Genomic DNA, 18,384 nt, shown 5'->3' on the forward strand with positions numbered 1-18,384 from the left:
AGGTTTTGCTAGAGTTAAAAAAGACGGCAAATGGGGATATATAAACACCAAAGGCGAACAGATCATAGAGTGTAAATTTGATGATGCTTATTGTTTTAGTGAAGGTTTTGCTTGGGTTGAAAAAGATGGCAAATGGGGTTATATAAACACCAAAGGCGAACAGATCATAGAGTGTAAATTTGATTTTGCTTGGAGTTTTAACGAAGGTCTTGCTGCTGTTCAAAAAGATGGCAAGTGCGGATATATAAATACCAAAGGTGAGCAGATCGTAGAGTGTAAATTTGATGACGCTTATGATTTTAACGAAGGTTTTGCTAGAGTTAAAAAAGACGGCAAATGGGGTTATATAAACACCAAAGGATGTTCTGTTATTTTTGACGAAAGCAAAAAATGAGATAGATGTGCCTGATAAGGCTATAGACAGGTCAAATAACACTTTCTACTTATCACGACTAGGTGATAAATTTGGACTTTTGGATGAAAAGTTTAATGTCATTATCAAAAATAGCATTTATGATAAATTTGAGGTGCTTCAAAGGATAAATGAAACTACTTTTTTGATAAAAATAGCAGAGCGAGAACTCTTCGTGGATAGCGAAGGGAATTTCAGATAAACTAGCTATAAAAAGCTTTGCCAGCCAGTTAAATTTAACTTGGCTGGTTTATTTATCTAAGCTTTGTCTCAAAAAATACGCCAAAAAGCGAGTTTATGCCTTGCTTTGTAAATTTCTCCATTATCTTTTCGAGCTGCGGTTTTTCTTGCCAGACGGGCTCATCTACGAGGCTCATTTTTGCTAACTCGTTTTGAGCGTCTATGTAGCTACCAAGGCTATCTATCAGCCCCATTTTTAGGGCATTCTGCGCCAAAAAGACCCTTGCATTTGCCCACTCGTCTTTTTTCTTGATGTCTAAATTTCTAGCCTCCGCCACGTCGCTTACAAATAGCATGTAAGCGTCATTTACGAGCCCTTGCAAGCTCTCACGCTCCTGCTTACTCCAACTCCTCATAAAGGTGCCAGCCTCTTTAAACTCGCCAGCCTTCACCACCTGCTCGCTCACGCCTAGATTTTTGGCTAAATTTTCGATGTTTGCCCCCTGCATGATGACGCCGATCGAGCCGATGAAAGCGCCAGGATTTGCGATGATGGCGTCGGCATTTACGCCAGCGTAGTAGCTACCACTCGCCATGTTGCCAGCTGCGTATGCGAGCACTTTTTTGCTCTCTTTTAGTCGCTTGACCGCCATGGCTAGCTCCACGCTCGGGCTTAGCGCACCGCCTGGGCTGTCGATGTAGAGCAGCACGCCTTTGATGTTGCTATCCAGCCTTGCTTTTTCGAGCGCATCTAAAATTTCGCTAGTATCCACTATCGTGCCAGTTATGTCTATGCGGGCCAAATTTGGCTCTTTCATCTTGCCATCTGGCGCGAAAATAAAAAATAAGATGAGTAAAAATATGAGCGCTTTAAAGTAGTTATTTATAAATTTAAAAATTCCCAAAATTCCTCTAAAAATAAGCCTTAAAATTTGCAAATTTTGCCTCCGATATATAGTTTTTTAGCCTCGTTTGTATGAAGTATGAGCTGAAGTATTAGCTCGCTATCGTCGCACTCTAGGTCGTTATAGACGGCAAGATCAGCCGCACGTCCAGCCTTTATCTCGCCGTTATTTGTCCTAAGCGCTTTTGCGCCACCATGCGTTGCAGCGATAAAAAGCCTAGTGGCAAGCTCGTTTAGATCAAGGCTGGCGTGGGTAAATAGGGCAGCTCTTAGTTCATGCCAGAAATTTAGGCTGATATTTGAGCTAAGGCCGTCTGTGCCGATATTTAGACTAACGTTGTTTTTGAAAATTTCTTTTAAATTTAGCGCCTTTTTACCAAGTAGCCTGTTTGAAACGGCGCAGTGTGTCACGCTGTGATGAGGCTTAAATTTAGCAAAATCGCTCACATAAACGCAGTGCGTAAATAGCGTATCTATCTCACGAAACATCGCAAAATAGCCATCCGCGTCATACATCGGCTTTGGATCAGGGTTAAATCTTAAAAGATGCTTTTTAAAGCCACCGCTGCCATGCTCTAGCCACTGCTTTTCAGCCTTGCTCTCTAAAAAGTGTGTGCTAACAAGAAGGTCGTCTTTTTTAGCTATCTCAAGGGCGGCCTTGGCGAGCTTTGGGTGCACAGAGTAGGGCGAGTGCAGCGAGATAGCTGGGGTGAAATTTTGGCTTTTATAGCCCTTTGTTTTTTCAAATTTAGCTAAGAAATTTTGCAAATTTTGCTGAGCCATCTGCTCATTTGAGCCTAAAATTTCACTAAAAAGCACGACTTTTAGCGGACTAGTGGCTAAAATTTCAAGCTCCGAGCCAAAGCTAGATATCTCTCCAATGGCACAAACTCCACTTTTTAGTAGCGAATTTATAGCTTCACTCATCGCTTTTTTAGCGTCCATTTTAGCTAGCTCGCCGCCTTTATCGATGATAGAGCCAAGCCATTTTATAAAATCACCATATTTTAGTGTGCTAACGTTTGAGCTAAACTCCAAATGAACGTGTGAATTTATAAAAGCTGGGGCGATCACGCTATCACCAAAGTCGCAAATTTTCGCATCTTTAAATTTCTTTTGCGCCTCTTTTTCGCTTGTAATTTCTAAAATTTTATCATCATCGATGACTAGACAAGAATTTCTTAAAATTTTTGGATTTTCTCCGCCAGTGATGATCTTTTTTGCTTTTAAAATTTCCATTTCTAGCCTTAAATTTTTGTTATTGTAGCGAAAATTTAGGAACGAAAATGTATAATTTGGGCTATTTAATCAAAAAGGAGTGACATGGATAAGAAGCTAAAAATAATGGTTATCCAAGGCCCAAATATCAACATGCTTGGCGCTAGAGAGCCAGGAATTTACGGCGTTATGAAGATGGAGGATATCCACTCTCAAATGAAGATCGTTGCCGATCAAAATGACGTTGAGATCGAGTTTTTTCAAAGCAACCTTGAGGGCGAGCTAGTCGATAAGATCCAAGAGTGCTTGGGCGATGCTGACGGCATCATCATAAATCCAGCCGCTTACACTCACACCTCTATCGCTATCCGTGACGCGCTAAGTGCGGTTGCGCTGCCAGTTATCGAGGTGCATATCAGCAACGTTTATAGAAGAGAAGAGTTCCGCCACAAAAGCCTCATCGCACCAGTTGCAGCAGGCCAGATCGTGGGCTTTGGACCAGTTGGCTATCATTTGGCGATGATAGGCATGCTTCAAATTTTTGAGCAAATCAAAGCAGTAAGAGCAAATCAAAACGCGCAATGAATTTCATCTTAAAGGACGAAAACGCCGTATTTTACGAGTGCGGCTACAGCTGCGACAATGAGTTTTTGCTATGCGTTGATGGCGTGAAATACTTTTTTACGGACGCTAGGTATTATTTCGAGGCAAAAAGCTGCGTAAATGCAGGCGTGGTCGTTCTTTTGGCACAGAGAAATTTAATAAGCGAGGTTAGGGCATTTTTAAGAAAGATGAAGCCAAGCAGCCTCATTTTTAACCCTGATGAGCTAAGTCTAAGCGAGTTTAACGCGCTTAGCAAGGGTTTTAAGATAAATTTCAAGCCAAAGGCAAATTTCTCTAGGCTAAAGAGAATTTGCAAGAGCGAAGATGAGATAAAAATTTTAAAAAAGGCTAGCGAATTCGGAGCAAAATGCTTTGATGAATTTGCTAAATTTGTGCGTGAAAATGGCGAAGGGATGAGCGAAAAAGAGCTTCATTTTAACGCCTCGCTCATCTTTAGGCAAAAAAATGAGCTAGGTCTTAGCTTTGATCCGATCGTAGCGATAAACGAAAATGCCGCAAAGGCGCATGCGCTACCTGGAGATAAAATTTTAAAAAAGGGCGATTTGCTGCTACTTGACGCCGGGGTGAAATTTAAGCGTTACTGCTCTGATCGCACCAGAACTGCTTGCTTTGATGAAAATTTTAACTTCTCAAAGGAGCAAAAATTTAAAAACGCTAAGATGCAAGAAATTTACGAGATCGTAAAAGAGGCTCAGGCTGCTGCGATAAAGGTCGCAAGAGCTGGCGTTAGGGCGTGCGAGATAGACCTTGCAGCAAGAAGCGTCATAGCAAAGGCTGGATATGAAAAGGCCTTTTTTCACTCGACAGGACACGGCGTGGGTGTCGATATACACGAGCTTCCAGTCATCTCAGCAAGAAGCGAAACGCTCATAAAAGAGGGCATGGTCTTTAGCGTGGAGCCTGGAATTTATCTAGAAAATGAATTTGGCGTGCGCATCGAGGACGTGGTGGTCGCAAGAGAAGGTGGGTGTGAGATCTTATGAGGCTAGCTGGAGCAAGGAAGATCGTAAAAAGCCGTTTTTGCCCTAGTTTTTTTCATAAAAGAGATGAGTTTAAGTATGAGGCGCTAGTTGGCATGGGTGGCAACATCGGCGATAGCGCAAAGAGGTTTGATAAATTTATAAGAGCGATTAGTGAAGATAGGCGTTTTCACGTAGTCGAAGTCTCGCCGATCCTTATAAATGCGGCGTTTGGCTACGAAGCGCAGGATGATTTTAGTAACGCTGTTATAAATTTACAAACATCTATGAGCCCTAGAAATTTGCTAAAAATTTTAGGGCATTATGAGAGTAAATTTAAGCGCGTGAGGACATTTAAAAATGCGCCACGCACGCTTGATCTGGATATTTTGTATTTTAGTAAAAAAGTCTATAAGACGCCGCGCCTTATCGTCCCGCACCCAGGGGCTAGTAAGAGGCTTAGCGTGATCGTGCCACTAGGGCTTATGAGAGGTTAAAGGATATAAATGGCTACAAAATTTCATACTTTTACAGGTGAGAGCACCATCGAGGCTTTGAAAAAGGCTCAAGAAGCGTGCGGCGAGAAGGCCATACTCGTTACCACAAAGCAAATTCAAGCCAAAACGATAAACAAAAAGCCGCTTTATGAAATTTTAGTAAGCGTCGAAGAAGACGAGGTAAAACAGCCGCCAAAGCCAAATGTAAAAGCAATAAACTATGAAAATGCCTACTCTAAATTTAGCAAAAACTACGAGCCTCCAAAGCCAAAATTTGAGATAAAAGAGGAGCCTGCTAAATTTGAAGCAAAGACGACGTCGCCTGAGCCTTACGATCCAAATGAGAGCGTGCTTTTAAATATCTCAGACGTCGCAAAAGAGATAAGCGCGATCGCAAATGTCGATATGAACGAGATAAAAGAGCCAAATACAAATGGCATGAATAAAAAAATAGACGACGTGGCAAAGCAAGTAAGCGTGCTAAGCGAGAAAATAGGGCTGATAACAGATATGATCTGGGACGAAAAAGCACCAAATCGCAACAATCTCTCGATCCCACCAGAGTTTGCTACTATCTACAAGCTCGCAAAACAAAGTGGCATGAAAGAGGAGCATCTAGAGGCGATCATGCAAACGACGCTTGAAAATTTGCCTGTTTCTATGAAAAGCAACCCAACCGCGGTAAAAAGGTACTTCTACTCACTTTTGAGAAATATGCTGCCTTGCAGAAAAGAGCTCGGTGACAAAAAACAGCGCATAATGATGCTAGTTGGTCCAACTGGAGTTGGCAAGACGACGACTCTTGCAAAGCTCGCGGCTCGTTTTGCATACGGCAACGAAAAGCGCTATAAAACGGGCATCATCACCCTTGATACGTATCGTATCGGAGCGGTCGAGCAGCTCTTTCAATACGCTAAGATGATGAAACTACCCATCCTTGATGTCATAGAGGTCGAGGACTTTCAAAACGCCATAAAGCAGCTTAGCTACTGCGATGTGATACTAATCGACACCACTGGAAATTCGCAGTATGACAAAGAAAAACTTGAAAGACTTGATAAATTTTTAAAGCATAGCGGCGCAAAAATCGATGTAAATTTAGTCCTCTCGGCTGGCTCAAAGGTCGAGGATCTAATAGAAATTTATAATGGATTTTCATTTTTGGAGATCGACACCTTAATAATCACAAAATTTGACGAGACCAAAATTTTTGGTAACGTCTTTTCGCTCATATATGAGACAAACACGCCAGTTAGCTACTTTAGCGTGGGTCAAGAGGTGCCTGATGATCTCGTAGAGGCAAAGAGCGAATTTTTAGTAGAGTGCGTGTTTGACGGCTTTACAAAGCAAAAGGCTAGCGATGAATAACCAAGCGCAAAAACTACAAAATTTAGTTCAGTCTCAAAATAAGGCTAAAAATACGCATTTTATAGCGATTACAAGTGGCAAAGGCGGCGTTGGTAAGAGCACGATAAGTGCAAATTTGGCAAATGTCTTGTCGCAAAATGGCTATAAAGTAGGGCTTTTTGACGCTGATATCGGCCTTGCAAACCTTGATGTGATCTTAAACGTCAAAATGGGCAAAAACCTGCTTCACGTGCTAAAGGGCGAGTGCAGCCTAAAAGATATCTTGATACCTATAAATAAAAATCTCATCCTTATCCCTGGCGAGAGCGGCGATGAAATTTTGAAATTTAACAATCAATTTTTATTTGAGAGATTTTTAGATGAGGCGAGCGAGCTTGATGGGCTTGACTTTTTGATTATCGACACTGGAGCTGGCATAGGCGGCAGCACACAGCTCTTTTTAGAGGCGGCTGATGAGGTTGTCGTGGTGACTGTGCCTGACCCTGCGGCGATAACTGACGCGTACGCGGTCATAAAGATCGTTTCAAGGTTTAAAAATAGCGAGCTTTTGCTTTTAAATATGGTAAAAAACGAGGCTGAGGCCACTAGAATTTATGAAAATGTAAAGCGAGTGGCAAATGCAAATATTGGGCCAAATTTAAATTTAGAGCTAATTGGCTACGTGGCTTCTGATAAGAGCGTAGCAAGGAGCATAAAGCAAAGGACGCTTTTTACAGATGACGAAGCTTACGGCTCTGCTAGCGTGCAGATCAAACAGATAGCTTCGAATTTGCTTTATAGGTTGGAACGAAAAGTGCTTAAAGATGAGCAAAGCAGGAGCTTTGGGGGCTTCTTTAAGCGTTTGATAGAACAATTTTAATGGAGATTGAGCTTTGCGTGCAGAAAATTTTATAGCATTTTTTACGGTTTGTGGATTTTTCATAGGCATAGTTTTTACCTTGCTAAAGGTAAGTGAGCCTATCGAAATGCTCGTTTATACGCTAGTTATTACTTTATTTTTTTACCTTATAATTCACATCGTGATAATGAACTACGTCGATGTAAAAAGGACTTTGAAGAAATTTTTTGACAAGCAAAGACATGAGGAGATCGCGGACTATCTCATCTCTGAGCTAAACGTTAGGGAAAAACGGATGGAAAATATCATGCTAAAAGTAACCACCGAAAATTTAGACTCTGGTAAGCAAAATGTACGAACTAAAGCAAAAGCAGCTTAACGCTTATAAAAGTACCATTAAAAAGGAGCAAGACGAGATCGTCTTAAAATACATGCCAGCTCTGCGTGCAATGGCGTTTAGACTAAAGGAGCGCTTGCCTTCAAGCATTGACGTAAACGACCTTATAAGCGTTGGTGTTGAGGAGATGATAAAGCTTAGCAGGAAGTATGATAAAGAGCAAAACGACTCATTTTGGGGATATGGCAAAAAGAGAATTTATGGCTCGATGCTTGACTACCTAAGAGCGCTTGACGTCGTTAGTAGAAGCGACAGAAAGCTAGTAAAGAGCATAAATACCGAGATAGATAACTACTTTAACACGCACGAAGAAGAGCCAAGCGACGAGTATCTGGCTGAAAAACTAAATGAAGATATCGAAAAGATAAGAGAGGCAAGGGGAGTTAGCGGTATCATCACTATCTTGCCAATAGACGAGCAAATGGAGCTAATCGGTCAAAGCGATGTTGAAAAAAGCGTAGAAAAAGAGGATCTTATCTTAAAGATCGAAAGTGCGTTAAAAGACTTTGACGAGCGTGATCAGATGATAGTTCAGCTTTACTACTACGAAGAGCTAAATTTAAAAGAGATCAGCGAGATAATGAACATCAGCGAGAGTAGAATTTCACAAATTCATAAACGTTTGCTTGATCGCATCAGACGCAGCTTGGGGGTTTAATGGCTGATATTTTAAGTCAAGAAGAGATAGATGCGCTACTTGAAGTCGTCGATGAAGACGGCGATACGAGCAATATCGAGATAGAAGAGAGCCCACAAGGCGAACAAAAACAGATCATTATCTATGACTTCAAGCGCCCAAACCGCGTTAGTAAAGAGCAGCTCCGTGCGATAAAAGGCATCCACGACAAGCTTGCTAGAAACCTAGCTAGTCAAATTTCAAGCGTCATGAGAAGTATCGTCGAGCTTAGACTTCACAGCGTAGATCAGATGACATACGGCGAGTTTTTGATGAGTTTGCCAAGCCCAACTAGCTTTAACGTCTTTTCTATCAAGCCGCTTGATGGAAACTGCATCTTAGAGATAAATCCAAGCATAGCTTTTCCTATGATAGATCGCTTGCTTGGCGGAACTGGTGAAAATTTCGAGGCAAACAGAGAGCTAACTGACATCGAGGTAAATTTACTTGATGCGGTGCTTAGGATGATCATGCAGCGCCTAAAAGAGAGCTGGTCGATGATAACTGATATGTATCCAAACGTCGAGGCTAAAGAGAGCAGTCCAAACGTCGTTCAGATCGTATCTCAAAACGAGATCGTCATCATGGTCGTCATGGAGATCATCGTTGGTGGCTCAAGCGGCATGATAAATTTATGCTATCCAGTCATCTACCTAGAGCCGATCCTTTCGCGCCTTGCAAACAGAGACATCATGCTTGGCGAAACTAGCGCTAAAAAGAGTAGAAACAAAGAGCTAAAAACGCTAATAGGCCGTGCTGAGGTGCTTTATGAGGCGATCCTTGGTAAGTCAATCGTTAGCGTAAATGAGTTTTTAAATTTAAAAGAGGGCGATATCTTAAGGCTTGATAGAGGCGCTGATGATAAGGCGATCGTTTGCATCGATAAAAAAGAGGTATTTTTGGCTGAAGTTGGGCTTCATAGATTTAGAAAGTCTATCAAGATCGAGCAGCTAATCCGCTCTGATAAAGACGAGATCAAACACATCCTAGAAAAATACGAAGAAGAGCGAAAAGCAAAACTAATGGCATACGACGAGGCCAACGAACACAACAACGAAGAAGAGAGCGAAGATAATGACGAATGAATTTTTTAACATCTTTTCAAATGAGTTAAAAGCGACCATTGAAGGGCTAACTGGTAGAGCACCAGAGATCGGCGAGAGAAACGAATTTGACGCGCCAGCGCAAAATGGTATAAAACCGCCAGTTGTCATGGCTAGTGTGACATTAAGCGGCGACATCAATGCAAAAGCTGAGATCGCTTGCACGCCGGTGCTCATAAGCGCAGTTAGCGAGTGGATGATGGGCGAAGAAGAAATTTCAAAGAATGAAAATCTCGGTAGCGACGAGCTTGACGCTGCAAAAGAGATATTTTCAAACCTTTTTAGCGCATTTAGCACCTCTCTTGGAGCGCAAAAGGGCATGCCAAAGATCAGCTTTGAGGTGATAAATGTAAATTTCTTAGATGAAAACTCATCGCTTGATTTTAGCGTTTTTGAAAAGCTTTTTTTGTTTAACATAAAGATCGAGGATCTAAATGAGCATGTGGCTTTTGTCTGCGATCACACGCTTATGAGATTTTTTGAGCCTGCTAAAAGTGAGCCAGCAGATGCAGCAAAAGCCGCAGCCGCTCCTCATGCACTAAAGGGCGAATTTAGCGCAGAAGAGATGAGAAATATCGGCCTTATTATGGACGTAAGACTTCCAATGCGTGTTCGTATCGGCTCAAAAAGGATGCTCTTAAAAGATGTGCTCACTATGGATATAGGCTCAGTCATCGAGCTAAATCAGCTAGCAAACGACCCGCTTGAAATTTTGATAGGAGATAAGGTGATAGCACTTGGCGAAGTTGTCATAATAGACGGCAACTTTGGCATCCAGATCACTCAGATAGGCTCAAAACGCGAGAGGCTTCAGCAGTTAAAATAATGAATGAATTAGTAAATGATCTCTTAAAATTTCCAAGCGTTTTAAAGTATAAAAACAAAAATGTAACCTTCTTTGGCTCGGCTAGATTTGATGAAGAAAATTTCTACTGCAAAAAGGCATACGAGCTAGCTTACAAGCTAAATGAGCTAGGTTTTGCCATCTTAACTGGTGGCGGAGATGGCATAATGAGGGCGGCAAACAAGGGTGCGTTTGATAGCGCAAAATCCCCTAGCGTCGCACTAAACGTGAGGCTGCCGTTTGAACAACAAACAAATCCATACGTCACTGCAAAATACCTCTTTTCAAATTTAAGTCCAAGAAAATTTGCCCTAACTGATAGCTCTATCGCATTTGTCGTCTTCCCTGGCGGCTTTGGGACGCTTGATGAGCTATTTGAAATTTTAGTCCTAGCTCACGTTGGCAGCAAAAAAGTGAAAATTTTTCTTTACGGATGCGAGTTTTGGCAAGGTCTTGATGAGTTTATACGAAAGACGCTGATCCCTCAAAAAACGATAAACGAAGAAGATCTAAATTTATATAAAATCACCGATGATATAGAGCTTATCGTAAGTGAAATTTTGGCTATTTAAAAATAAGATATAAAATATCGCCTTTAAATTTAAAAAAGGTAAAAATATGAAAATAATGGTTGCAATGAGTGGCGGCGTAGATAGTACGATGACGGCTAAATTTCTGCAAGAGGCTGGACATGAGGTGCAAGGCTGCTACATGATGCTTCATCAAAAGCCAGGATATCACGAAGAAAACATCAGAAAAGTCAAAAAAGTAGGCGAATACCTTGGCATCAAAGTGCATATCCTTGACCTGCAGGATAAATTTAACGAATATGTCTATGATCCATTTGTCAGGCTTTATAAAGAGGGCAAAACGCCCAATCCTTGCGCCTTGTGTAATAAATTTATAAAGCTTGGTGCTCTACTTGACTTTGCAAAGGCAAATGGCTGCGAGAAGCTTGCTACTGGGCACTACGTGCAGGTGGTTGATGGTTTTATAACCTGCGCCAAAGATCCTAGCAAGGATCAAAGCTACTTTTTAGCTCAGGTGCCAAAAGAGGTGCTAAAAGATGTCATTTTCCCGCTTGGGGATAAATTTAAAAAAGACATAAAAGAGCTAGCAAGAGGCGTAAAAGTGCTTGAAGAGTTCGCTACTCAGGCAGAAAGCAGTGAAATTTGCTTTGTTGAAAATACCTACATCGAGGTTTTAAACAAGCACTACAATACAAATTTGCCAGGCAACGTGGTGGGTAAAGACGGCAATATCATCGGCCGCCACCAAGGCTACATGCACTACACTATCGGCAAACGCCGTGGCTTTGAGGTTTTTGGCGCTCACGAGCCACACTTTGTCATCAAGATAAACGCTGATAAAAACGAGATCGTTGTCGGCACGAAAGATGACCTTGCTCAAAAGGTGGTCGAGCTTGAAAATGTAAATTTATTTATTGATGAAGATAAATTTGAGTGCGAAACCAAGATAAGGTATAGAAGCCCTAAACTTGAGGCTTTTGTAGAGGTTGATAAAGCTAGTAAAACCGCAAAACTAACGCTAAATCAAAACGCACTTGGCGTGGCTCAAGGTCAGCTTTGCGTGATGTATGACGGTGATCGCGTCATCGCAAGCGGTTTTATAAAGAACTAAGCGCCTCTTTTATCACTTTAACGTGGCTAAATTCTGGCTCTTTGACAGCAGTTAGAAGCGCCACGTTTTTATACTCTTTTTCTAGCTTTTTAAGCTCTTTTAGCCCCTCTTGTTCCTCTTTGCCATTTAGCTCTTGCCTAAATCTTTTGCAAAACTCATCAAACCTAGCCTCCTTATCTTCATGAAACCATGACCTTAGCTCGTTTGACGGAGTGACTGATTTTAGCCAGATGAAGCTAGAAAAGATCTCTTTTTTCACGCCCCTAGGATATAGTCTATCGATAAAGACACCTTTAAATTTCTCGTCGTCGCTTTTAATAAAGTCGTAAATTCTACATATCTTAAACATGATTGTTATCTTAGTCCTCATAAATTTATAAATATAAAATGGTTTAAAAATTTAGTGTAAATTTTGGCTTTTGGAGTAGAAAATTTGACTAAAAATAGTTGGTAAATAAATTTAAATTTAAAGCTCATTTTGATAAAATCCCAACATAAAAATCACTAAAAAAGGTTACTATTATGAGAGGCTATAAAATTTTCTCAGGCACCGCAAATATCGAGCTTTCGAAGAAAATTTCGCAATATCTGTCGCTTCCGCTTAGCGAGGCTAGTATAAAAAGATTTAGCGATGGTGAGATCAGCGTGCAAATCGGCGAAAGCGTGCGTGGAAAAGATGTTTTTGTCATCCAGCCAACATGTGCCCCAGCAAATATAAATTTAATGGAGCTTCTTATCTTAACTGACGCTTTAAAACGCAGCAGCGCAAGCTCTATAACAGCGATCGTGCCGTATTTTGGCTACGCTAGACAAGATAGAAAAGCAGCTCCTAGAGTGCCTATCACTGCAAAACTAGTGGCAAATATGATGCAAATAGCAGGCATTGACAGAGTCGTTACTATGGACCTTCACGCAGGGCAAATTCAAGGATTTTTTGACATCCCAGTAGATAACCTTTATGGTAGCATTGTCTTTAACGATTACGTAAAAGCTAAAAATTTACCAAACCCAGTCGTCGCAAGCCCAGATGTAGGCGGCGTAGCTCGTGCTAGAGCCTTGGCGAAAAATCTAAATTTGCTAGATATGGTCATCGTTGATAAACGCCGTGAAAAAGCAAACGAGAGCGAAGTGATGAACGTGATCGGCGATGTGAAAGGCAAAGATGTGATCTTGGTCGATGATATGATCGACACTGCTGGCACCATCGTAAAAGCAGCTGAAATTTTTAAAGAGCGCGGCGCAACTAGTGTAATGGCCTTTTGCACGCACCCAGTGCTTAGCGGACCAGCTTATGATAGGCTAAAACTTGGCTTTTTAGACGAGCTAGTGGTGACTGATACGATCCCGTTAAAAGAAGAACTCCCTTGTATAAAAGTGCTAAGCACAGCTTCACTATTTGGCGAAGTGATACGCCGTGTTTATCACAACGAAAGCGTAAATAGCTTATTTTAGTAATCATTGCAGGCTAAAGCGTTAGCCTGCTAAATTTATTCGTTTTGGCTAATTGATATTTATCTTTTGGGTTAAATTTCTAGTCTAAAAGACTTAAAATCCTGCTTGTGAATAGCCTAAATTTGAAGTCAAATAAATACAAATCGCAATGAAACCTCACCACTAAATTTCTACATGCTAGCTACTGAAATTTAAATAAGTCGTAATTAAGGTGCAGTGCCGACCAGATCCGTGTGGGAGCTGCGACAAATGCCGTTAGGATCGCACAAAAATGGACCATGATGCAAGAGTAGTTTGCACTAAAATTAATTGCGATTTTGCACCTAAATTTTAAGGAAAAAACTATAAAATACCCCCCCCCTTTTTAAATTTCACAAAAAGGGTTTTTATTGCGTAAAATATTTGAGAGAATTTTGCTTGCAAGCAACAGTTTCACGCTTTTTCCAGTAGTCTTTGGACTTTTAGGTGCGGTCGTGCTTTTCATCATCGCAAGTTACGATGTCGGCAAGGTGCTTTTAGAGGTTTATAAATATTTCTTTGCTGCGGATTTTCACGTTGAAAATTTCCATTCAGAGGTCGTTGGCGAGATAGTTGGAGCGATCGATCTATACTTGATGGCGCTTGTTCTTTATATATTTAGCTTCGGAATTTACGAGCTTTTCATCTCAGAGATCACACAGCTAAAGCAGTCAAAGCAGAGCAAAGTCCTAGAGGTTCACTCTCTTGATGAGCTAAAAGACAAGCTTGGCAAAGTGATCGTCATGGTCCTCATCGTAAATTTCTTCCAAAGAGTGCTTCACGCTAGCTTTACAACACCGCTTGAGATGGCCTATCTTGCGGCTTCTATCCTCGCACTTTGCCTTGGACTTTACTTTCTTCACAAAGGAGATCACTAAAATTTTAAGCGTTTTTACGCTTAAAATTTCTCCTACATCTTTTCTTTAGCTATTTTTGGATAATATCCATTTAAAAATTTAAAGGAAATTTGATGATTTTCATAGACGCTTGCCTTAAAAAACCGACTCCATATACGCCTGTTTGGATGATGCGCCAAGCTGGCAGATATCTGCCAGAGTATATGGCTGTAAGAGCTAAAGCAGGGGATTTTTTATCGCTTTGCAAAGACTATAAAAAGGCTAGCGAGGTCACGCTTCAGCCAGTTGAAATCCTAGGCGTTGATGCGGCGATTTTGTTTAGTGATATCCTTGTCGTGCCTCTTGAAATGGGCATGGATCTGCGCTTTGAAAAGGGCGAGGGACCAGTTTTTACAAAGCCTTTGCGTGATGAGGCTGCACTTGATGCGCTTAGTATCGAAAGATCGGTTAAAGGCTTAGCATACGTCTATGACACGATCAAGCTTACAAGAGAAAATTTAGCCAAAGATAAGGCGCTCATTGGCTTTTGTGGCGCACCTTGGACGATAGCTACATATATGATAGAGGGTGGCGGTAGCAAAAACTATGCAATCTGCAAAAAGATGCTCTATCAAAATCCAGAATTTTTACATCAAATTTTAGAAAAAGTGACGCAAGCACTCATCCTTTACGTCAAAGAGCAGATAAAAGCTGGCGTAAATGCGGTGCAAATTTTTGACAGCTGGGCGGCTGCGCTTGAAGAGCAGGCATATTTTGAGTTTGGATTTAGCTATATAAACAAGATAGTTGATAGCGTAAAGGCTGAGTTTCCAGAGATCCCAGTCATCGTTTTCCCAAAAGGTATAAGCGGATATATGGATAAAATTTCAGGTAAATTTGACGTTTTTGGCGTCGATTGGAGCACGCCGATAGAGCTAGCAAAAGAAAAACTTAGCCCAAGATACGTCCTTCAGGGCAACATGGAGCCAACAAGGCTATATAGCAAAAAAGCGATCGATGAGGGCGTGGATAAAATTTTAAGCACGATGAAAGGCGTGCCGCACATTTTCAACCTTGGTCATGGGATCTTGCCTGATGTGCCAGTTGAAAACGCAAAATATTTTATAAAAGAGGTTCAAAGAAAAAGTGCAAGATAGCACTCCAGTCTTTGGGCCGATAAATTCGCGCCGTTTTGGCATGAGCCTTGGTATCGATCTAAGCCCAAAGCAAAAATCATGCAATTTTGACTGTGTTTATTGCGAGCTAAAGGGCGCAAAGCCGGTTGAAGAGATAGAAAATCCACCAAGCGTTAATGAAATCATAAGCGCTTTAAAAGAAGCTTTAAAGGCTCATCAAAACATCGATGTCATCACGCTTACAGCAAATGGCGAGCCAACTCTTTATCCATACTTAAAAGAGCTGATCGCAAAAGTCAATGAGCTAAAGGGCAGGGCAAAAACTCTCATCCTAAGCAACGGCTCAGGCGCGAGAGATCAAAAAAATTGTGAAGCCTTGCAAGGGCTTGATATAGTGAAATTTAGCCTTGATAGCGCCGTGCAAAGCACATTTAAAAAGATAGACCGCAACAAAAGTGGCATAGAAGTTGGTGAGCTTGTAAAGGCAATGGCTAAATTTCGCAAGGAATTTAATGGCGAGCTTGTGCTTGAAATTTTGGTCGTGGCTGGATTTAACGACAAAGAAGAGGAATTTATAGCGCTTAATGAGGCTATAAATGAGATAGCCCCGCACCGAGTGGATGTGGGCACGATAGATCGCCCGCCAGCTTACAACGTAAAAGGCGTTGATGCTAGTAGGCTTGAAGAGCTTGCAAGCAAGATAAAAGGCGTGCCAGTCACCATAGCTAGGGCTCACAAGATAGAGCAAAAGTATGAATTTAGCAAGAGTGAAATTTTAGCCATGCTAGAGCGCCGTCCGCAAACTACGGCAAATGTAGAAGAAAATTTCTCAGAGCACTCAAAGCAAATTTTAAACAGCCTTTTGCAAGACGGCGCGGTTTATCAAACTGACGTTGCTGGCGTTAAATTTTATAAATTAAGATGATAGATGAAGCGAATTTTAACTATACAAGACATCTCGTGCGTGGGCAAATGCTCGCTCACAGTCGCACTTCCCATAATCAGCGCCCAAGGCATCGAGGCGTGCATCTTGCCAACGGCACTGCTCTCAACTCACACTGGCTTTAAAAATTTCACTTTTCGTGATTTGACTGATGAATTTGACGCTATAACGCAGGTTTGGCACAAAGAGGACATCAGCTTTGATGGAATTTACACTGGATTTTTAGGTAGTTTTAGGCAGCTTGAGCTTATAGAGAAAGTCTTTGCTGAGTTTGATAGCGGCTCTTTGCTAAGGCTTGTGGATCCTTGCATGGGTGATAATGGCAAGCTCTATCACGGCTTTGATGAGAAATTTGTGGCAAAGATGAGAGAGCTTTGCACAAAGGCACACGTCATCACGCCAAACATAACTGAGGCAAGTTTTATGTGTGAAAAGTCATTTTTAAGCGAGGGATACGGCGAGGACTACATTTTGGAGCTGCTTGAGGGCTTGGCTAGTTTTGGCGCGCAAAAGATCGTTTTAAAAGGCATTAGATACAAGCAAAATGAGTGTGGTATCATAGCTTATGATGCAAAGACGAAAGAAAAAGTGGAGTATTTTCACGAGTATTTGCCATTTCACGCAAGTGGCACCGGAGATATCTTCGCTTCAGTGCTTTTTGGCTCGCTGATAAATGGAGAAAGCATGCAAAATGCTATCAAAAAGGCAGCAAATTTTGTGCTTGAAAGCATCAAGATCACGCTAAAAGATGATAATCGCACAAGCTATGGTGTGCAGTTTGAAAAGTTGCTTAGAAATTTTTAGCACTTTAAGGCAGGGAGTGATTTAAATTTGTGTCATTATAACCCATCAAAGTGACATAGTTAAAACAAAATTTCATATTTATTTAAATTAATTTTACTTTTATATAAAAAGTTGAATAATTACGCAAATATTGATCAAGGAGTGATTTATGAAGTCTTTAAGGATTAAAATTTCTGTTATTTTGACAGCTGTGATCGTGCTGCTACTAATCGGCGTTAGCATCATTAGTTACAACATAGCTCGCAACCTATATACAGAAAAAGTTGTGAAAGATGAGCTACCACTAGCCGTCTCTAACGTTGCAGGTGAGATCGGCTATGCCATAGATAAGATCATCAACACCTCTTATCAGATGACCAAAAACGACTATCTTCTCAAGTGGATCGACGAGGGCGAGCCAAAGGATGGATTAGCAACGCTTTTTAACTACAACACCGACCTTATGAAGGCGTTTAACCTCTCAACGGCGATGTTTGTCTCTGATAAAACTCTAAACTATTACACAAACGACAAAATTTTAAAGCAACTTAGTAAGGACAATCCACGCGATAGCTGGTACTTTGACGTTAAAAATGGCAAAGAGGTAAATTCTCTAAACATCCAAGTCTCAGAAGCTACTGGCTCGCTAACACTTTATGTAAATAGCAAGGTTGAAAAAGACGGCAAATTTTATGGCGTCAGTGCGATAGGCATGAACCTTGATGACATCGTAAATTTAGTCACTTCAAAAAGCATGGGTGAGGGCAGTAAATTCCTAATGGTTGATTCAAGTGGCATCGTAAAGATAGAAAAGAGTGACAGGGTAGGCAAAGTAAATGTAAAAGATGTCCTTGGCAAAGAGAAATTTGATGTCTTGATGAATAAAAATGGCGGCGTCATCCGTCACTTTAACGGCACGAGAAATTTGATAATTGGCTCAAAATATATCCCAAGCCTTGATTGGTACCTATTTGGTGAGATGGACGAGGATGTGCTTTTAAAAGATTTGCATACGCTATTTTACTCAGCTATCGGCGTTATCTTAGCAGCGATCATCATCTCTGTGATAGTTTCACTTCTAATGTCGTCTTACCTCCTAAAAATCATCCTCAAACTAAAAACAGGCTTGCTATCTTTCTTTGATCTACTAAATCACAAGACAAACAAAGCACAGCCTATAGAGATAACATCTAAAGATGAATTTGGTCAAATGGCAGAGCTCATAAACAAAAATACAAGGGCCATTGAAGATGGTATGAAAGATCAAAGTATCTTCATCCAAAAAGCCAACACCTTCGTAAACGAGATAAAAGATGGTAACTATGAAGCAAGCCTAGAAGCTGATACTAATAACCCAGCTCTAAATCAACTAAAAAATACATTTAAAGATCTTCAAGTAGCTCTTAAAGAAGCAATATCAAGTAATGGTAAAGATGTACTTGATCTACTAAACACATATAAAAACCAAGACTTCACAAAAAGACTTGATGATGATGGTAAGATAGCAAGTGGTATAAACTCTCTTGGCATTGAGATATCTAAAATGCTAAATGAC

22 protein-coding genes and 1 pseudogene are annotated in these 18,384 nt (G+C 40.9%); 20 read left to right on the top strand and 3 right to left on the bottom strand.

The features are described from left to right. On the top strand, positions 1 to 394 hold a 394-nt coding region (locus tag F3G98_RS10405), incomplete at its 5' end, for a WG repeat-containing protein (RefSeq protein ID WP_187424561.1). Continuing rightward, positions 375 to 614, top strand: a complete 240-nt coding sequence (locus F3G98_RS06515) for a hypothetical protein (protein WP_012140123.1) — start codon at positions 375 to 377, stop codon at positions 612 to 614. The genes F3G98_RS10405 and F3G98_RS06515, both read left to right, overlap by 20 nt. 52 nt (positions 615 to 666) lie before the next feature. Here the strand turns inward: F3G98_RS06515 and sppA are convergent, their stop codons facing one another. Both sppA and mqnF read right to left on the bottom strand, forming a co-directional pair. Next, positions 667 to 1,530: a signal peptide peptidase SppA gene (gene sppA, locus F3G98_RS06520; protein WP_103608660.1), complete on the bottom strand. Its 864-nt coding sequence runs from the start codon at positions 1,528 to 1,530 to the stop codon at positions 667 to 669. After that, positions 1,518 to 2,735: an aminofutalosine deaminase family hydrolase gene (mqnF, locus tag F3G98_RS06525; RefSeq protein ID WP_103608661.1), complete on the bottom strand. Its 1,218-nt coding sequence runs from the start codon at positions 2,733 to 2,735 to the stop codon at positions 1,518 to 1,520. The genes sppA and mqnF overlap by 13 nt, the downstream gene beginning before the upstream one ends. Positions 2,736 to 2,819: 84 nt before the next feature. Here mqnF and aroQ point away from each other — a divergent pair, with 84 nt between their 5' ends. From aroQ to mnmA, 11 genes are read left to right on the top strand one after another with little or no spacing between them, the layout of a single operon-like run. Further along, positions 2,820 to 3,299, top strand: coding sequence for a type II 3-dehydroquinate dehydratase (aroQ, locus tag F3G98_RS06530; RefSeq protein ID WP_009294223.1), 480 nt, complete (start codon positions 2,820 to 2,822; stop codon positions 3,297 to 3,299). Then, positions 3,296 to 4,321 (top strand): M24 family metallopeptidase, encoded by a 1,026-nt coding sequence (locus F3G98_RS06535; RefSeq protein ID WP_103608662.1) that lies wholly within the window; start codon positions 3,296 to 3,298, stop codon positions 4,319 to 4,321. Before aroQ ends, F3G98_RS06535 begins: the two co-directional genes overlap by 4 nt. Then, positions 4,318 to 4,794, top strand: a complete 477-nt coding sequence (folK, locus tag F3G98_RS06540) for a 2-amino-4-hydroxy-6-hydroxymethyldihydropteridine diphosphokinase (RefSeq protein WP_021087347.1) — start codon at positions 4,318 to 4,320, stop codon at positions 4,792 to 4,794. Before F3G98_RS06535 ends, folK begins: the two co-directional genes overlap by 4 nt. 9 nt (positions 4,795 to 4,803) lie before the next feature. Further along, positions 4,804 to 6,162, top strand: a complete 1,359-nt coding sequence (gene flhF / locus F3G98_RS06545) for a flagellar biosynthesis GTPase FlhF (protein ID WP_087581468.1) — start codon at positions 4,804 to 4,806, stop codon at positions 6,160 to 6,162. Continuing rightward, the gene (locus F3G98_RS06550; protein WP_103608664.1) at positions 6,155 to 7,021 is read left to right on the top strand and encodes a P-loop NTPase; all 867 of its coding nucleotides are present in this window, start codon (positions 6,155 to 6,157) and stop codon (positions 7,019 to 7,021) included. Before flhF ends, F3G98_RS06550 begins: the two co-directional genes overlap by 8 nt. Positions 7,022 to 7,034: 13 nt before the next feature. After that, complete coding sequence (locus F3G98_RS06555; RefSeq protein ID WP_012140116.1) at positions 7,035 to 7,379, top strand: hypothetical protein; 345 nt, start codon at positions 7,035 to 7,037, stop codon at positions 7,377 to 7,379. Beyond that, positions 7,351 to 8,055, top strand: coding sequence for an RNA polymerase sigma factor FliA (locus tag F3G98_RS06560; protein ID WP_004317527.1), 705 nt, complete (start codon positions 7,351 to 7,353; stop codon positions 8,053 to 8,055). Before F3G98_RS06555 ends, F3G98_RS06560 begins: the two co-directional genes overlap by 29 nt. Next, on the top strand, positions 8,055 to 9,158 hold the full coding sequence (fliM, locus tag F3G98_RS06565) for a flagellar motor switch protein FliM (RefSeq protein WP_012140115.1): 1,104 nt from the start codon (positions 8,055 to 8,057) through the stop codon (positions 9,156 to 9,158). The genes F3G98_RS06560 and fliM overlap by 1 nt, the downstream gene beginning before the upstream one ends. Next, entirely contained in the window at positions 9,148 to 10,002 is an 855-nt protein-coding gene (gene fliY, locus F3G98_RS06570) for a flagellar motor switch protein FliY (RefSeq protein ID WP_021090090.1), read from the top strand. Before fliM ends, fliY begins: the two co-directional genes overlap by 11 nt. Beyond that, positions 10,002 to 10,592, top strand: coding sequence for an LOG family protein (locus F3G98_RS06575; RefSeq protein ID WP_087583760.1), 591 nt, complete (start codon positions 10,002 to 10,004; stop codon positions 10,590 to 10,592). Before fliY ends, F3G98_RS06575 begins: the two co-directional genes overlap by 1 nt. Before the next feature lie 16 nt (positions 10,593 to 10,608). Continuing rightward, entirely contained in the window at positions 10,609 to 11,661 is a 1,053-nt protein-coding gene (mnmA, locus tag F3G98_RS06580; protein WP_258030762.1) for a tRNA 2-thiouridine(34) synthase MnmA, read from the top strand. Here the strand turns inward: mnmA and F3G98_RS06585 are convergent. Further along, entirely contained in the window at positions 11,648 to 12,010 is a 363-nt protein-coding gene (locus tag F3G98_RS06585) for a DUF488 domain-containing protein (protein ID WP_004317578.1), read from the bottom strand. The two genes, mnmA and F3G98_RS06585, sit on opposite strands and share 14 nt — an antisense overlap. Positions 12,011 to 12,183: 173 nt before the next feature. Here F3G98_RS06585 and F3G98_RS06590 point away from each other — a divergent pair, with 173 nt between their 5' ends. From F3G98_RS06590 to F3G98_RS06615, 7 genes and pseudogenes are all read left to right on the top strand, one after another. Further along, positions 12,184 to 13,113, top strand: a complete 930-nt coding sequence (locus F3G98_RS06590) for a ribose-phosphate pyrophosphokinase (RefSeq protein ID WP_149725916.1) — start codon at positions 12,184 to 12,186, stop codon at positions 13,111 to 13,113. Positions 13,114 to 13,319: 206 nt separating this feature from the next. Next, positions 13,320 to 13,406, top strand: a pseudogene (locus tag F3G98_RS10800) (hypothetical protein); the annotation flags it as partial. 96 nt (positions 13,407 to 13,502) lie between these two features. Next, positions 13,503 to 14,009, top strand: a complete 507-nt coding sequence (locus F3G98_RS06595) for a YqhA family protein (RefSeq protein ID WP_103608481.1) — start codon at positions 13,503 to 13,505, stop codon at positions 14,007 to 14,009. 92 nt (positions 14,010 to 14,101) lie between these two features. Continuing rightward, entirely contained in the window at positions 14,102 to 15,124 is a 1,023-nt protein-coding gene (hemE, locus tag F3G98_RS06600; RefSeq protein ID WP_103608480.1) for a uroporphyrinogen decarboxylase, read from the top strand. Then, entirely contained in the window at positions 15,114 to 16,028 is a 915-nt protein-coding gene (locus F3G98_RS06605) for a radical SAM protein (protein WP_103608479.1), read from the top strand. Before hemE ends, F3G98_RS06605 begins: the two co-directional genes overlap by 11 nt. Positions 16,029 to 16,031: 3 nt before the next feature. Then, entirely contained in the window at positions 16,032 to 16,850 is an 819-nt protein-coding gene (locus F3G98_RS06610; protein WP_103635951.1) for a pyridoxamine kinase, read from the top strand. 148 nt (positions 16,851 to 16,998) lie between these two features. Beyond that, the coding region (locus F3G98_RS06615) for a HAMP domain-containing protein (protein WP_149725917.1) at positions 16,999 to 18,384 on the top strand (1,386 nt) is incomplete at its 3' end.

This window comes from Campylobacter concisus, from assembly GCF_902460895.1.
Taxonomy (GTDB): domain Bacteria; phylum Campylobacterota; class Campylobacteria; order Campylobacterales; family Campylobacteraceae; genus Campylobacter_A; species Campylobacter_A concisus_BC.

Excerpts from the sequence above, each read along its gene's own strand:
- F3G98_RS06550 (WP_103608664.1), top strand. The coding sequence starts at position 6,155 with ATGAATAACCAAGCGCAAAAACTACAAAATTTAGTTCAGTCTCAAAAT.
- fliY (WP_021090090.1), top strand. The coding sequence starts at position 9,148 with ATGACGAATGAATTTTTTAACATCTTTTCAAATGAGTTAAAAGCGACC.
- fliM (WP_012140115.1), top strand. The coding sequence starts at position 8,055 with ATGGCTGATATTTTAAGTCAAGAAGAGATAGATGCGCTACTTGAAGTC.
- F3G98_RS06560 (WP_004317527.1), top strand. The coding sequence starts at position 7,351 with ATGTACGAACTAAAGCAAAAGCAGCTTAACGCTTATAAAAGTACCATT.
- folK (WP_021087347.1), top strand. The coding sequence starts at position 4,318 with ATGAGGCTAGCTGGAGCAAGGAAGATCGTAAAAAGCCGTTTTTGCCCT.
- hemE (WP_103608480.1), top strand. The coding sequence starts at position 14,102 with ATGATTTTCATAGACGCTTGCCTTAAAAAACCGACTCCATATACGCCT.
- F3G98_RS06535 (WP_103608662.1), top strand. The coding sequence starts at position 3,296 with ATGAATTTCATCTTAAAGGACGAAAACGCCGTATTTTACGAGTGCGGC.
- F3G98_RS06575 (WP_087583760.1), top strand. The coding sequence starts at position 10,002 with ATGAATGAATTAGTAAATGATCTCTTAAAATTTCCAAGCGTTTTAAAG.
- aroQ (WP_009294223.1), top strand. The coding sequence starts at position 2,820 with ATGGATAAGAAGCTAAAAATAATGGTTATCCAAGGCCCAAATATCAAC.
- mqnF (WP_103608661.1), bottom strand. The coding sequence starts at position 2,735 with ATGGAAATTTTAAAAGCAAAAAAGATCATCACTGGCGGAGAAAATCCA.
- flhF (WP_087581468.1), top strand. The coding sequence starts at position 4,804 with ATGGCTACAAAATTTCATACTTTTACAGGTGAGAGCACCATCGAGGCT.
- F3G98_RS06610 (WP_103635951.1), top strand. The coding sequence starts at position 16,032 with ATGAAGCGAATTTTAACTATACAAGACATCTCGTGCGTGGGCAAATGC.
- F3G98_RS06585 (WP_004317578.1), bottom strand. The coding sequence starts at position 12,010 with ATGTTTAAGATATGTAGAATTTACGACTTTATTAAAAGCGACGACGAG.
- F3G98_RS06590 (WP_149725916.1), top strand. The coding sequence starts at position 12,184 with ATGAGAGGCTATAAAATTTTCTCAGGCACCGCAAATATCGAGCTTTCG.